The organism is Enterobacter sp. C4G1, from assembly GCF_052886895.1.
Genome location: NZ_JBQVVV010000001.1, coordinates 1,320,407 through 1,334,483 on the forward strand (window position 1 = coordinate 1,320,407; position 14,077 = coordinate 1,334,483).

Consider the following 14,077-nt stretch of genomic DNA (forward strand, 5'->3'; position numbering starts at 1 on the left):
GGCCATCATGTCACAGGTTTCTGAAAACAAAGTTGTCACTGCACCGGTTCCAATGACCCCGTTGCAGGAGTTTTGGCACTACTTCAAGCGCAATAAAGGCGCTGTCGTCGGGCTGGTCTATGTCACCATCATGATCCTGATTGCGGTGTTTGCGAACGTGCTTGCACCGTTTAACCCTGCGGATCAGTTCCGCGATACGCTGCTTGCTCCTCCTGCCTGGCAGGATGGCGGTACCTTGACGCACCTGTTGGGCACTGACGATGTGGGCCGTGATGTGCTGTCGCGTCTGATGTACGGCGCGCGCCTGTCGCTGCTGGTCGGTTGTCTGGTGGTGGTGCTGTCACTGGTCATGGGTGTTGTGCTCGGCCTGGTTGCCGGTTACTTCGGCGGCATCGTCGATAACATCATCATGCGTATTGTCGACATCATGCTGGCACTGCCGAGCCTGCTTCTGGCACTGGTTCTGGTTGCGATATTCGGCCCGTCGATAGGTAACGCAGCGCTTGCGCTGACCTTCGTGGCACTGCCTCACTACGTGCGATTAACGCGCGCGGCGGTGCTGGTGGAAGTGCATCGCGACTACGTGACCGCTTCTCGTGTGGCGGGTGCCGGCGCAATGCGTCAGATGTTCGTTAACATTTTCCCGAACTGCCTTGCGCCGCTGATCGTTCAGGCGTCGCTCGGTTTCTCTAACGCCATTCTCGATATGGCCGCTCTTGGCTTCCTTGGCATGGGTGCGCAGCCGCCTACACCGGAGTGGGGCACTATGCTCTCCGACGTGTTGCAGTTCGCACAAAGCGCCTGGTGGGTCGTCACCTTCCCGGGTCTGGCGATTCTGCTGACGGTGCTGGCATTTAACCTGATGGGTGATGGTCTGCGTGATGCACTTGATCCCAAACTGAAGCAGTAAGAGGCACGAGATGGCGTTATTAAATGTAGATAAATTATCGGTGCACTTCGGCGATGAAGGCACACCGTTTCGCGCCGTGGACCGCATCAGCTACAGCGTAAATCAGGGCGAAGTGGTCGGCATCGTTGGGGAGTCAGGTTCCGGTAAATCGGTCAGCTCGCTGGCGATTATGGGGCTGATTGACTATCCGGGCCGCGTGATGGCCGAAAGTCTGGAGTTTAACGGTCAGGATCTGAAGCGCATTTCCGAAAAACAGCGCCGCCAGTTGGTAGGTGCAGAAGTGGCGATGATCTTCCAGGACCCGATGACCAGCCTTAACCCATGTTACACCGTGGGTTTCCAGATTATGGAAGCGATTAAGGTGCATCAGGGTGGTAACAAGAAAACCCGTCGTCAGCGGGCAATCGACCTGTTAACCCAGGTGGGTATCCCCGATCCGGGTTCACGTCTGGATGTTTATCCGCACCAGCTTTCCGGCGGTATGAGCCAGCGTGTCATGATTGCGATGGCCATTGCCTGTCGACCAAAACTGCTGATTGCCGATGAACCGACAACGGCGCTGGACGTGACCATCCAGGCGCAAATCATCGAACTGCTGTTGGAGTTACAGCAGAAAGAGAACATGGCGCTGGTACTGATCACTCACGACCTGGCGCTGGTGGCTGAAGCTGCACACAAAATTATTGTGATGTATGCCGGGCAGGTTGTGGAAACGGGCGCAGCGAACGACATCTTCCGCGCGCCGCGTCATCCGTATACTCAGGCACTGCTGCGTGCGCTTCCGGAGTTTGCACAGGACAAAGCGCGTCTGGCGTCATTGCCGGGTGTCGTTCCGGGTAAATATGACCGTCCGCAGGGCTGCTTGTTGAACCCACGTTGCCCGTATGCGACGGACAAATGCCGTGCAGAAGAGCCAGAACTGAACCGGCTTGCTGACGGTCGCCAGTCGAAATGCCATTACCCACTCGATGATGCCGGGAGGCCAACACTATGAGTACGCAACAGGCCGCCACGCAACAACTGCTGTTGCAGGCCATCGACCTGAAAAAACACTACCCGGTGAAGAAGGGGATGTTCGCGCCTGAGCGCCTGGTAAAAGCGCTTGATGGCGTATCGTTCACCCTGGAGCGTGGTAAAACGCTGGCGGTGGTGGGTGAGTCCGGCTGTGGGAAATCTACGCTGGGCCGTCTGCTGACGATGATCGAAACACCTACCGGCGGTGAGCTTTACTATCAGGGCCAGGATCTGCTCAAGCACGATCCGCAGGCGCAAAAGCTGCGTCGTCAAAAAATCCAGATTGTGTTCCAGAACCCCTACGGTTCACTGAACCCGCGTAAGAAAGTGGGGCAGATCCTGGAAGAGCCGCTGCAGATTAATACCAGCCTGAGCAAAGAACAGCGTCGTGAAAAAGCGCTGGCGATGATGGCGAAAGTCGGGCTTAAAACCGAGCACTATGACCGTTACCCGCATATGTTCTCTGGCGGTCAACGTCAGCGTATCGCTATCGCCCGTGGTCTGATGCTTGATCCGGATGTGGTGATTGCCGATGAACCTGTGTCGGCCCTTGACGTTTCCGTTCGTGCCCAGGTGCTTAACCTGATGATGGACTTGCAGCAGGAACTGGGGCTGTCGTACGTGTTTATTTCACACGACCTGTCCGTTGTTGAGCATATTGCGGATGAAGTGATGGTGATGTACCTGGGGCGGTGTGTCGAGAAGGGGACGAAAGATCAGATCTTTAATAATCCTCGTCATCCGTATACTCAGGCACTGTTGTCTGCCACACCGCGTCTGAACCCGGACGACCGCCGCGAGCGTATTAAGCTGACCGGTGAGCTGCCAAGCCCGCTGAACCCGCCTCCGGGATGTGCGTTCAATGCCCGTTGCCGCCGTCGCTTCGGCCCTTGCACCCAGTTGCAGCCGCAGCTGAAAGACTACGGTGGTCAACTGGTGGCGTGCTTTGCCGTCGACCAGGATGAAAACGGCGAAAAGCCGCACGCGTAATGCAAAAACAAAAAACCGGCGCTTATCGCCGGTTTTTTTATGTCTACTTAATGCTTATTTCCGCAGGCGGATTTGGTCGACCGCGTGCTTCTCGCTCTTGGTAAGGATAAGGCTCGCGCGCTCGCGGGTTGGCAGAATATTCTCTTTCAGGTTCACATAGTTGATCTCATTCCAAAGCCCCGTCGCCACATTAATGGCCTCTTCTTCAGAGAGTTGCGCGTAGTTATGGAAGTAGGAGTCAGGATCGGTGAATGCCCCTTCGCGGAATTTCAGGAATCGGTTGATATACCAGCTTTGCAGCAAATCTTCCGGCGCATCGACATAAATAGAGAAATCGACAAAGTCGGAGACAAACACGTGGTGGGGATCGTGCGGATAGTCCATGCCGCTTTGCAGCACGTTTAATCCTTCCAGAATCAGGATATCCGGCTGAACCACCGTTTTGTCGCCATCCGGGATGCGGTCATAAATCAGGTGCGAGTAAACCGGTGCGGTCACATTGGGTGCACCTGATTTCAGATCGGAGACGAATTTAACCAGTCGGTGCATATCATAAGAAAGAGGGAAGCCCTTCTTCTTCATCAGACCGCGTTCTTTTAACACTTCATTTGGGTGCAAAAAGCCGTCTGTGGTGATCAGCTCTACGCTGCGATGCTCCGGCCAGCGGCTCAGCAGTGCCTGCAATACGCGCGCGGTGGTACTTTTACCAACGGCAACACTACCCGCAATACTGATGATATAAGGAATACGCTGCCCATTCGTCCCAAGAAATTGCTCCAGTACTGCCTGGCGTCGTAAGTTGGAACTGATATAGAAGTTAAGCAAGCGAGATAATGGTAAATAGATTTCTGCCACCTCTTCCAGCGACAGGTCTTCATTTATCCCTTTTAACCGCGCTATCTCACCTTCCGTCAACGTCATAGGGACGGAATCGCGCAGGGCAGCCCACTGGCTGCGGTTAAAGTGAAGATAAGGCGTCATTAACGTTTGCTCTTTTTTGCTCATAAGCATGTTTCAGTGAACCAGCGACAAAACAGCCGGGTCGTGGTTCTTCACATAGTTAATTTTGGACAATGGGCAGGAGGTTAACACCAGATGACAGGAATAATAAGAAAAAATATAGGGAAGCGCTGCTTTACGCGGGAGCCATCACGGTACGCTATATACGGTGTAAATCATGTATTCATGCTGGATTTTTAACCGCGAGTGGGTGAATTTACAGCGTTTAGACCTTCTTTCGAATAAAATGTGAGCGAAAGAACGTTTTATGCAATTTTTTAGTTGCATGACTGCTCATGTCTCCATAGAATGCGCGCTACTTGATGCCGACTTAGCTCAGTAGGTAGAGCAACTGACTTGTAATCAGTAGGTCACCAGTTCGATTCCGGTAGTCGGCACCATCAAGTCCGGTGGGGTTCCCGAGCGGCCAAAGGGAGCAGACTGTAAATCTGCCGTCACAGACTTCGAAGGTTCGAATCCTTCCCCCACCACCACTTTCTGGCAGCGTAAATGCCGCCGGAGCTGGTTAGAAAAATTAATCAGCTCAAACATGAAAAGAGAGAAATCTCTTTTTTTGTTACAGAAAGAACTGGGTAGCCGAGTTTCAGGATGCGGGCATCGTATAATGGCTATTACCTCAGCCTTCCAAGCTGATGATGCGGGTTCGATTCCCGCTGCCCGCTCCAATACGTGCTGATATGGCTCAGTTGGTAGAGCGCACCCTTGGTAAGGGTGAGGTCCCCAGTTCGACTCTGGGTATCAGCACCACTTCACTTCTCCTCCCGTTTCTCTCTGTTTCAATTTAAATGTATTCAACAGTTCAGGCATTTCGCCTGGTTGATGTGGTGATATCACCGATTTATCCGTGTCTTAGAGGGACAATCGATGTCTAAAGAAAAGTTTGAACGTACAAAACCGCACGTTAACGTCGGTACTATCGGCCACGTTGACCATGGTAAAACAACGCTGACCGCTGCAATCACTACCGTTCTGGCAAAAACCTACGGTGGTTCTGCTCGTGCATTCGACCAGATCGATAACGCACCAGAAGAAAAAGCTCGTGGTATCACCATCAACACTTCCCACGTTGAATACGACACCCCGACTCGCCACTACGCACACGTAGACTGCCCAGGCCACGCCGACTATGTTAAAAACATGATCACCGGTGCTGCGCAGATGGACGGCGCGATCCTGGTAGTTGCTGCGACTGACGGCCCAATGCCTCAGACTCGTGAGCACATCCTGCTGGGTCGTCAGGTAGGCGTTCCTTTCATCATCGTGTTCCTGAACAAATGCGACATGGTTGATGACGAAGAGCTGCTGGAACTGGTAGAAATGGAAGTTCGTGAACTTCTGTCTCAGTACGATTTCCCAGGCGACGATACCCCAATCGTTCGTGGTTCAGCTCTGAAAGCGCTGGAAGGCGAAGCAGAGTGGGAAGCAAAAATCATCGAACTGGCTGGCTTCCTGGATTCTTACATCCCAGAACCAGAGCGTGCGATTGATAAGCCATTCCTGCTGCCAATCGAAGACGTATTCTCCATCTCCGGTCGTGGTACCGTTGTTACCGGTCGTGTAGAGCGCGGTATCGTTAAAGTTGGTGAAGAAGTTGAAATCGTTGGTATCAAAGAGACTGCGAAGTCTACCTGTACTGGCGTTGAAATGTTCCGCAAACTGCTGGACGAAGGCCGTGCTGGTGAGAACGTAGGTGTTCTGCTGCGTGGTATCAAACGTGAAGAAATCGAACGTGGTCAGGTACTGGCGAAGCCAGGCTCAATCAAGCCACACACCAAGTTCGAATCTGAAGTGTACATTCTGTCCAAAGACGAAGGCGGCCGTCATACTCCGTTCTTCAAAGGCTACCGTCCACAGTTCTACTTCCGTACAACTGACGTGACCGGTACCATCGAACTGCCAGAAGGCGTTGAGATGGTAATGCCAGGCGACAACATCAAGATGGTTGTGACTCTGATCCACCCAATCGCGATGGATGACGGTCTGCGTTTCGCAATCCGTGAAGGCGGCCGCACCGTTGGCGCGGGCGTTGTTGCTAAAGTTCTCGGCTAATCGCTGATAACATTTGACGCAATGCGCATGAAAAGGGCATCATTTGATGCCCTTTTTGCACGCTTTCACATCAGAACCTGGCTCATCAGTGATTATTTTTGTCATAATCATTGCTGAGACAGGCTCTGCAGAGAGCGTATAATCCCTAAAGGGATTAAGCGTTTCGATTTGGCTCGCCTCGCAATCGCGGGGTGTAATTATTTGTAGAATTCTTCTTACAGGTTGGTTTATGAGTGCGAATACCGAAGCTCAAGGGAGCGGGCGCGGCCTGGAAGCGATGAAGTGGGTCGCTGTTGCCGTGCTGCTGATTGTGGCAATCGTTGGCAACTATCTTTATCGTGACATGATGCTGCCGCTGCGTGCGCTGGCAGTGGTGATTCTGATTGCTGCAGCGGGCGGTGTCGCGCTGTTAACGACTAAAGGTAAAGCAACCGTTGCTTTCGCGCGCGAAGCACGTACCGAAGTCCGCAAGGTAATTTGGCCAACCCGCCAGGAAACATTGCATACCACGCTGATTGTGGCTGCAGTGACTGCGGTAATGTCACTGATCCTGTGGGGACTGGATGGTATTCTGGTTCGCCTGGTATCCTTTATCACTGGCCTGAGGTTCTAAGATGTCTGAAGCCCCTAAAAAGCGTTGGTACGTCGTTCAGGCGTTTTCCGGTTTTGAAGGCCGCGTAGCTACGTCGCTGCGTGAGCATATCAAATTACACAATATGGAAGAGTTGTTTGGCGAAGTAATGGTTCCGACCGAAGAAGTGGTCGAGATCCGTGGCGGCCAGCGTCGCAAAAGCGAACGTAAATTCTTCCCGGGTTACGTGCTGGTTCAGATGGTTATGAACGACGCGAGCTGGCACCTGGTGCGCAGCGTACCGCGCGTGATGGGCTTTATCGGCGGCACGTCTGACCGTCCGGCGCCAATCAGCGACAAAGAAGTTGATGCGATTATGAACCGCCTGCAACAGGTTGGTGATAAGCCGCGTCCTAAAACGCTGTTTGAACCGGGTGAGATGGTTCGTGTTAGCGACGGTCCGTTTGCTGACTTCAACGGTGTGGTTGAAGAAGTGGACTACGAGAAGTCCCGCCTGAAAGTTTCTGTTTCTATCTTCGGTCGTGCGACCCCAGTAGAACTGGACTTTGCCCAGGTAGAAAAAGCCTAAGCAGCGATCAAAAAAGCGGCGATTTAATCGTTGCATAGGGCGCGAGATTGGAATACAATTTCGCGCCTTTTGTTTTTATGGGCTAAGCCCGTAAAACGATTTTTACATCACGGGGAGCTTCTCTGAAGCGCTATCACCCAATTTGAGGATTTTAGAATGGCTAAGAAAGTACAAGCCTACGTCAAGCTGCAGGTTGCAGCTGGTATGGCGAACCCAAGTCCACCAGTTGGTCCAGCTCTGGGTCAGCAGGGTGTTAACATCATGGAATTCTGTAAAGCGTTCAACGCCAAAACCGAATCCCTGGAAAAAGGTCTGCCAATTCCAGTCGTAATCACTGTTTACGCTGACCGTTCTTTCACTTTCGTTACCAAAACCCCTCCAGCAGCAGTTCTGCTGAAGAAAGCGGCTGGTATCAAGTCTGGTTCCGGTAAACCGAACAAAGACAAAGTGGGTAAAATTTCCCGCGCTCAGCTGCAGGAAATCGCGCAGACCAAAGCTGCCGACATGACTGGTGCCGACATTGAAGCGATGACTCGCTCAATCGAAGGTACTGCACGTTCCATGGGCCTGGTAGTGGAGGACTAAGAAATGGCTAAACTGACCAAGCGCATGTCCGTGATCCGTGACAAAGTTGATGCGACCAAACAGTACGACATCAACGAAGCTATCGCTCTGCTGAAAGAACTGGCTACTGCTAAGTTCGTTGAAAGCGTTGATGTTGCTGTTAACCTGGGCATCGATGCTCGTAAATCTGATCAGAACGTTCGTGGTGCAACTGTACTGCCACACGGTACTGGCCGTTCCGTTCGCGTAGCCGTATTTGCTCAGGGTGCCAACGCAGAAGCTGCTAAAGCTGCTGGCGCTGAACTGGTAGGTATGGAAGATCTGGCTGACCAGATCAAGAAAGGCGAAATGAACTTTGACGTTGTTATTGCATCTCCAGATGCAATGCGCGTTGTTGGCCAGCTGGGCCAGGTTCTGGGTCCACGCGGCCTGATGCCAAACCCGAAAGTGGGTACTGTAACTCCTAACGTTGCTGAAGCGGTTAAGAACGCTAAAGCAGGTCAGGTTCGTTATCGTAACGACAAAAACGGCATCATCCACACCACCATCGGTAAAGTGGACTTTGACGCTGACAAACTGAAAGAAAACCTGGAATCTCTGCTGGTTGCGCTGAAAAAAGCTAAACCAACTCAGGCTAAAGGCGTGTACATCAAGAAAGTTAGCCTCTCCACCACCATGGGTGCAGGTGTTGCAGTTGATCAGGCTGGCCTGAGCGCTGCTGCAAACTAATGCCTTTACGTGGGCGGTGATTTTGTCTACAATCTTACCCCCACGTTTGCTAACGAAAGTTAGCGGCTAAAAGATTTGTTCGTTGGAGCCTGGCCTAATCCAGGCCTCCGTCGAAGACCGCAGGTGTTTCGCAAGAGACTTAATCCCCTGCGTAGACGGTGACAGAACGCTAAGATTATTTTTTGATACTCTGGCTTGTTTCTGCTCACCGTATTAAGACGCTCTTTCCGTTGGAATGAGTGAAGTGAGTTCCGGAACATGAGTTCCGGCAAACATCCAGGAGCAAAGCTAATGGCTTTAAATCTTCAAGACAAACAAGCGATTGTTGCTGAAGTCAGCGAAGTAGCCAAAGGCGCGCTGTCTGCAGTAGTTGCGGATTCCCGTGGCGTTACTGTAGACAAAATGACTGAACTGCGTAAAGCAGGTCGTGAAGCTGGCGTATACATGCGTGTTGTTCGTAACACCCTGCTGCGTCGCGTAGTTGAAGGTACTCAGTTCGAGTGCCTGAAAGACACGTTTGTTGGTCCGACCCTGATTGCATACTCTATGGAACACCCGGGCGCTGCTGCTCGTCTGTTCAAAGAGTTCGCGAAAGCGAATGCAAAATTTGAGGTCAAAGCTGCAGCCTTTGAAGGTGAGTTGATCACGGCATCGAACATCGATCGCCTGGCAACCCTGCCGACCTACGAAGAAGCAATTGCACGCCTGATGGCAACCATGAAAGAAGCTTCGGCTGGCAAACTGGTTCGCACTCTGGCTGCTGTTCGCGATGCGAAAGAAGCTGCTTAATAGCAGTTATCTTTATAAAGCATTTGCTTACGTATAAACTTATTCTGATTTTCAGGAACAATTTAAATGTCTATCACTAAAGATCAAATCATTGAAGCAGTTGCAGCTATGTCCGTAATGGACGTTGTAGAACTGATCTCTGCAATGGAAGAAAAATTCGGTGTTTCCGCTGCTGCTGCTGTAGCTGTAGCTGCTGGCCCGGTTGAAGCTGCTGAAGAAAAAACTGAATTCGACGTAATTCTGAAAGCTGCTGGCGCTAACAAAGTTGCTGTTATCAAAGCAGTACGTGGCGCAACTGGCCTGGGTCTGAAAGAAGCTAAAGACCTGGTAGAATCTGCTCCAGCTGCGCTGAAAGAAGGCGTGAGCAAAGACGACGCAGAAGCACTGAAAAAATCTCTGGAAGAAGCTGGCGCTGAAGTTGAAGTTAAATAAGCCAACTTTTCTGGTTGCAGCCTAAGTAATTAGGCTGATGGCTGGTGACTTTTTAGTCACCAGCCTTTTTGCGCTGTAAGGCATCAGTAGCATTTCACACTGTTTGACTGCTGATTGTCCTGACAATGCTTGTTTCTATCGACGCCTTAATATACTGCGACAGGGTGCTCGCTCTGTGTAAATCGCAACGAAATGGTTTAAGCGTGATAGCAACAGGTATTGCGGAAAGTATTCAATTTTCCGATCAACAAAATGGTGTTGCACAAACTGTCCCTTCGTCGGACAGATGGGTCGACTTGTCAGCGAGCTGAGGAACCCTAATGGTTTACTCCTATACCGAGAAAAAACGTATTCGTAAGGATTTTGGTAAACGTCCACAAGTTCTGGATATACCTTATCTCCTTTCTATCCAGCTTGACTCGTTCCAGAAGTTTATCGAGCAAGATCCTGAAGGGCAGTATGGTCTGGAAGCAGCTTTCCGTTCCGTATTCCCGATTAAAAGCTATAGCGGTAATTCTGAGCTGCAATACGTCAGCTACCGCCTTGGCGAACCGGTGTTTGACGTTCAGGAATGTCAAATTCGTGGCGTGACCTATTCCGCACCGCTGCGCGTAAAACTGCGTCTGGTGATCTACGAGCGCGAAGCGCCGGAAGGCACCGTTAAGGACATTAAAGAACAAGAAGTCTACATGGGTGAAATTCCACTCATGACAGACAACGGTACTTTCGTTATCAACGGTACTGAGCGTGTTATCGTTTCCCAGCTGCATCGTAGCCCGGGCGTCTTCTTCGACAGCGATAAAGGTAAAACACACTCTTCCGGTAAAGTACTGTATAACGCGCGCATCATTCCTTACCGTGGTTCCTGGCTGGACTTCGAGTTCGATCCAAAAGACAACCTGTTTGTCCGTATCGACCGTCGTCGTAAACTGCCAGCGACCATCATTTTGCGTGCGCTGCAATACACCACTGAACAGATCCTGGACCTGTTCTTCGAGAAAGTGATCTTTGAAATCCGCGACAACAAGCTGCAAATGGAGCTGGTGCCGGAACGTCTGCGTGGTGAGACCGCGTCGTTCGACATCGAAGCCGACGGCAAAGTGTATGTGGAAAAAGGTCGCCGTATCACTGCGCGCCATATCCGTCAGCTGGAAAAAGATGATATCAAACACATCGAAGTTCCGGTTGAATACATTGCTGGAAAAGTGGTCGCGAAAGATTACGTTGACGAGTCAACGGGTGAGCTGATCTGCGCAGCGAACATGGAGCTGAGCCTGGATCTGCTGGCTAAGCTGAGCCAGTCTGGCCACAAACGTATCGAAACGCTGTTCACCAACGATCTGGACCACGGCGCGTATATGTCTGAGACTATTCGCGTCGACCCAACCACCGATCGTCTGAGCGCGCTGGTAGAAATCTACCGTATGATGCGTCCTGGTGAGCCACCAACTCGCGAAGCGGCTGAAAGCCTGTTCGAGAACTTGTTCTTCTCCGAAGACCGCTATGACCTGTCTGCGGTTGGTCGTATGAAGTTCAACCGTTCTCTGCTGCGCGACGAAATCGAAGGTTCCGGTATCCTGAGCAAAGACGACATCATCGAAGTGATGAAGAAGCTCATCGATATCCGTAACGGCAAAGGCGAAGTGGACGATATCGACCACCTCGGCAACCGTCGTATCCGTTCCGTAGGCGAAATGGCGGAAAACCAGTTCCGTGTTGGCCTGGTACGTGTAGAGCGTGCGGTGAAAGAGCGTCTGTCTCTGGGCGATCTGGATACCCTGATGCCTCAGGATATGATCAACGCCAAACCGATTTCCGCAGCAGTGAAAGAGTTCTTCGGCTCCAGCCAGCTGTCTCAGTTTATGGACCAGAACAACCCGCTGTCTGAGATTACGCACAAACGTCGTATCTCTGCACTCGGCCCAGGCGGTCTGACCCGTGAGCGTGCAGGCTTTGAAGTTCGAGACGTACACCCGACTCACTACGGTCGCGTATGTCCAATCGAAACGCCTGAAGGTCCAAACATCGGTCTGATCAACTCCCTGTCCGTGTACGCACAGACTAACGAATACGGCTTCCTCGAGACTCCGTACCGTAAAGTGACTGACGGTGTTGTAACCGACGAAATTCACTACCTGTCTGCTATCGAAGAAGGCAACTACGTTATCGCTCAGGCGAACTCCAACCTGGATGACGAAGGTCACTTTGAAGAAGATCTGGTTACCTGCCGTAGCAAAGGCGAATCCAGCTTGTTCAGCCGCGACCAGGTTGACTACATGGACGTATCCACCCAGCAGGTGGTATCCGTCGGTGCGTCCCTGATCCCGTTCCTGGAACACGATGACGCCAACCGTGCATTGATGGGTGCGAACATGCAACGTCAGGCCGTTCCAACTCTGCGCGCTGATAAGCCGCTGGTTGGTACCGGTATGGAACGTGCTGTTGCCGTTGACTCCGGTGTTACTGCGGTTGCTAAACGTGGCGGTACTGTTCAGTACGTGGATGCTTCCCGTATCGTTATCAAAGTTAACGAAGACGAGATGTACCCAGGTGAAGCAGGTATCGACATCTATAACCTGACCAAGTACACCCGTTCTAACCAGAACACCTGTATCAACCAGATGCCATGTGTGTCTCTGGGTGAGCCAATTGAGCGCGGCGACGTGCTGGCTGACGGCCCGTCTACCGACCTCGGTGAACTGGCGCTCGGTCAGAACATGCGCGTAGCGTTCATGCCGTGGAACGGTTACAACTTCGAAGACTCCATCCTTGTCTCCGAGCGTGTTGTTCAGGAAGATCGTTTCACCACCATCCACATTCAGGAACTGGCATGTGTGTCCCGTGACACCAAGCTGGGGCCAGAAGAGATCACCGCTGACATCCCTAACGTGGGTGAAGCTGCGCTCTCCAAACTGGATGAATCCGGTATTGTTTACATCGGTGCGGAAGTGACCGGCGGCGATATTCTGGTTGGTAAGGTAACACCGAAAGGTGAAACCCAGCTGACGCCAGAAGAGAAACTGCTGCGTGCTATCTTCGGTGAGAAAGCGTCTGACGTTAAAGACTCTTCTCTGCGCGTACCAAACGGTGTTTCCGGTACTGTTATCGACGTTCAGGTCTTCACCCGTGATGGCGTAGAGAAAGACAAACGCGCGCTCGAAATCGAAGAAATGCAGCTCAAACAGGCTAAGAAAGACCTGTCTGAAGAACTGCAAATCCTCGAAGCGGGTCTGTTCAGCCGTATTTATGCGGTGCTGGTTGCCGGTGGTGTTGAAGCTGAGAAGCTCGACAAACTGCCTCGCGATCGCTGGCTGGAACTGGGCCTGACCGACGAAGAGAAACAAAATCAGCTGGAACAGCTGGCTGAGCAGTATGACGAACTGAAACACGAGTTCGAGAAAAAACTCGAAGCGAAACGCCGTAAAATCACTCAGGGCGACGATCTGGCACCAGGCGTGCTGAAGATTGTTAAGGTGTATCTGGCTGTTAAACGTCAGATCCAGCCTGGTGATAAGATGGCAGGTCGTCACGGTAACAAGGGTGTTATCTCCAAGATCAACCCGATCGAAGATATGCCACACGATGCTAACGGTACGCCGGTAGATATCGTACTGAACCCGCTGGGCGTACCATCTCGTATGAACATCGGTCAGATCCTCGAAACCCACCTGGGTATGGCTGCGAAAGGTATCGGCGAGAAAATCAACGCCATGCTGAAACAGCAGCAAGAAGTCGCGAAACTGCGCGAGTTCATCCAGCGTGCGTACGATCTGGGTACTGACGTTCGTCAGAAAGTCGACCTGAACACCTTCAGCGATGATGAAGTTCTGCGTCTGGCGGAAAACCTGCGTAAGGGTATGCCGATCGCAACGCCAGTATTCGACGGTGCAAAAGAGTCTGAAATCAAGGAACTGTTACAGCTGGGTGGCCTGCCGACTTCCGGTCAGATCACACTGTTCGACGGTCGTACCGGTGAGCAATTCGAACGCCAGGTTACCGTTGGCTACATGTACATGCTGAAACTGAACCACCTGGTTGATGACAAAATGCACGCGCGTTCTACCGGTTCTTACAGCCTGGTTACTCAGCAGCCGCTGGGTGGTAAGGCTCAGTTCGGTGGTCAGCGCTTCGGTGAGATGGAAGTGTGGGCGCTGGAAGCATATGGCGCAGCATACACCCTGCAAGAAATGCTTACCGTTAAGTCTGATGACGTGAACGGCCGTACGAAGATGTATAAAAACATCGTGGACGGCAACCATCAGATGGAACCAGGTATGCCGGAATCCTTCAACGTACTGTTGAAAGAGATCCGTTCTCTGGGTATCAACATCGAGCTGGAAGACGAGTAACTCTCGCTCAAACAGGTCACTGGTGCCGGGTTAACCCCCGGCACCAGATTGTGCTAACTCCGACGGGAGCA

Annotated in this window: 12 protein-coding genes and 4 tRNA genes; 15 read left to right on the forward strand and 1 reads right to left on the reverse strand. The window is 51.9% G+C overall.

The features are described 5' to 3' along the window. Positions 1–7: 7 nt before the first annotated feature. The 3 genes from dppC to dppF are packed head-to-tail and all read left to right on the forward strand — an operon-like array spanning position 8 to position 2,914. Entirely contained in the window at positions 8–910 is a 903-nt protein-coding gene (gene dppC, locus ACT9TW_RS06330; protein WP_315687542.1) for a dipeptide ABC transporter permease DppC, read from the forward strand. 10 nt (positions 911–920) lie between these two features. Further along, positions 921–1,904, forward strand: a complete 984-nt coding sequence (gene dppD / locus ACT9TW_RS06335; RefSeq protein WP_182063244.1) for a dipeptide ABC transporter ATP-binding protein — start codon at positions 921–923, stop codon at positions 1,902–1,904. Next, positions 1,901–2,914 (forward strand): dipeptide ABC transporter ATP-binding subunit DppF, encoded by a 1,014-nt coding sequence (dppF, locus tag ACT9TW_RS06340; RefSeq protein WP_446491913.1) that lies wholly within the window; start codon positions 1,901–1,903, stop codon positions 2,912–2,914. Before dppD ends, dppF begins: the two co-directional genes overlap by 4 nt. 54 nt (positions 2,915–2,968) lie before the next feature. Here dppF and coaA read toward each other — a convergent pair whose 3' ends face one another. Further along, the gene (gene coaA, locus ACT9TW_RS06345; protein ID WP_220458428.1) at positions 2,969–3,919 is read right to left on the reverse strand and encodes a type I pantothenate kinase; all 951 of its coding nucleotides are present in this window, start codon (positions 3,917–3,919) and stop codon (positions 2,969–2,971) included. Positions 3,920–4,238: 319 nt separating this feature from the next. Here coaA and ACT9TW_RS06350 point away from each other — a divergent pair. From ACT9TW_RS06350 to rpoB, 12 genes are all read left to right on the forward strand, one after another. Next, positions 4,239–4,314: transfer RNA gene (locus ACT9TW_RS06350), tRNA-Thr, on the forward strand. Between the two features lie 8 nt (positions 4,315–4,322). Then, positions 4,323–4,407, forward strand: a tRNA-Tyr gene (locus ACT9TW_RS06355). A 117-nt stretch (positions 4,408–4,524) separates the two neighbouring features. Next, positions 4,525–4,599 (forward strand) — tRNA-Gly (locus tag ACT9TW_RS06360). 6 nt (positions 4,600–4,605) lie between these two features. After that, positions 4,606–4,681 (forward strand) — tRNA-Thr (locus ACT9TW_RS06365). Positions 4,682–4,798: 117 nt separating this feature from the next. Further along, the gene (gene tuf / locus ACT9TW_RS06370; protein WP_182062765.1) at positions 4,799–5,983 is read left to right on the forward strand and encodes an elongation factor Tu; all 1,185 of its coding nucleotides are present in this window, start codon (positions 4,799–4,801) and stop codon (positions 5,981–5,983) included. A 229-nt stretch (positions 5,984–6,212) separates the two neighbouring features. After that, complete coding sequence (secE, locus tag ACT9TW_RS06375) at positions 6,213–6,596, forward strand: preprotein translocase subunit SecE (RefSeq protein ID WP_014068449.1); 384 nt, start codon at positions 6,213–6,215, stop codon at positions 6,594–6,596. A 1-nt stretch (position 6,597) separates the two neighbouring features. Beyond that, entirely contained in the window at positions 6,598–7,143 is a 546-nt protein-coding gene (gene nusG, locus ACT9TW_RS06380) for a transcription termination/antitermination protein NusG (RefSeq protein WP_002438628.1), read from the forward strand. A gap of 156 nt (positions 7,144–7,299) precedes the next feature. After that, positions 7,300–7,728, forward strand: coding sequence for a 50S ribosomal protein L11 (gene rplK / locus ACT9TW_RS06385; protein ID WP_008503452.1), 429 nt, complete (start codon positions 7,300–7,302; stop codon positions 7,726–7,728). 3 nt (positions 7,729–7,731) lie between these two features. Then, positions 7,732–8,436, forward strand: a complete 705-nt coding sequence (gene rplA / locus ACT9TW_RS06390; RefSeq protein WP_446491914.1) for a 50S ribosomal protein L1 — start codon at positions 7,732–7,734, stop codon at positions 8,434–8,436. A gap of 291 nt (positions 8,437–8,727) precedes the next feature. Next, positions 8,728–9,225: a 50S ribosomal protein L10 gene (gene rplJ, locus ACT9TW_RS06395; protein WP_005132895.1), complete on the forward strand. Its 498-nt coding sequence runs from the start codon at positions 8,728–8,730 to the stop codon at positions 9,223–9,225. 66 nt (positions 9,226–9,291) lie between these two features. Next, the gene (gene rplL, locus ACT9TW_RS06400) at positions 9,292–9,657 is read left to right on the forward strand and encodes a 50S ribosomal protein L7/L12 (RefSeq protein WP_000028879.1); all 366 of its coding nucleotides are present in this window, start codon (positions 9,292–9,294) and stop codon (positions 9,655–9,657) included. Positions 9,658–9,977: 320 nt separating this feature from the next. Beyond that, positions 9,978–14,006 carry a DNA-directed RNA polymerase subunit beta gene (rpoB, locus tag ACT9TW_RS06405; RefSeq protein ID WP_182063249.1) on the forward strand — a complete coding sequence of 1,343 codons (4,029 nt, stop codon included), beginning with the start codon at positions 9,978–9,980 and terminating at the stop codon, positions 14,004–14,006. Positions 14,007–14,077: the final 71 nt, after the last annotated feature.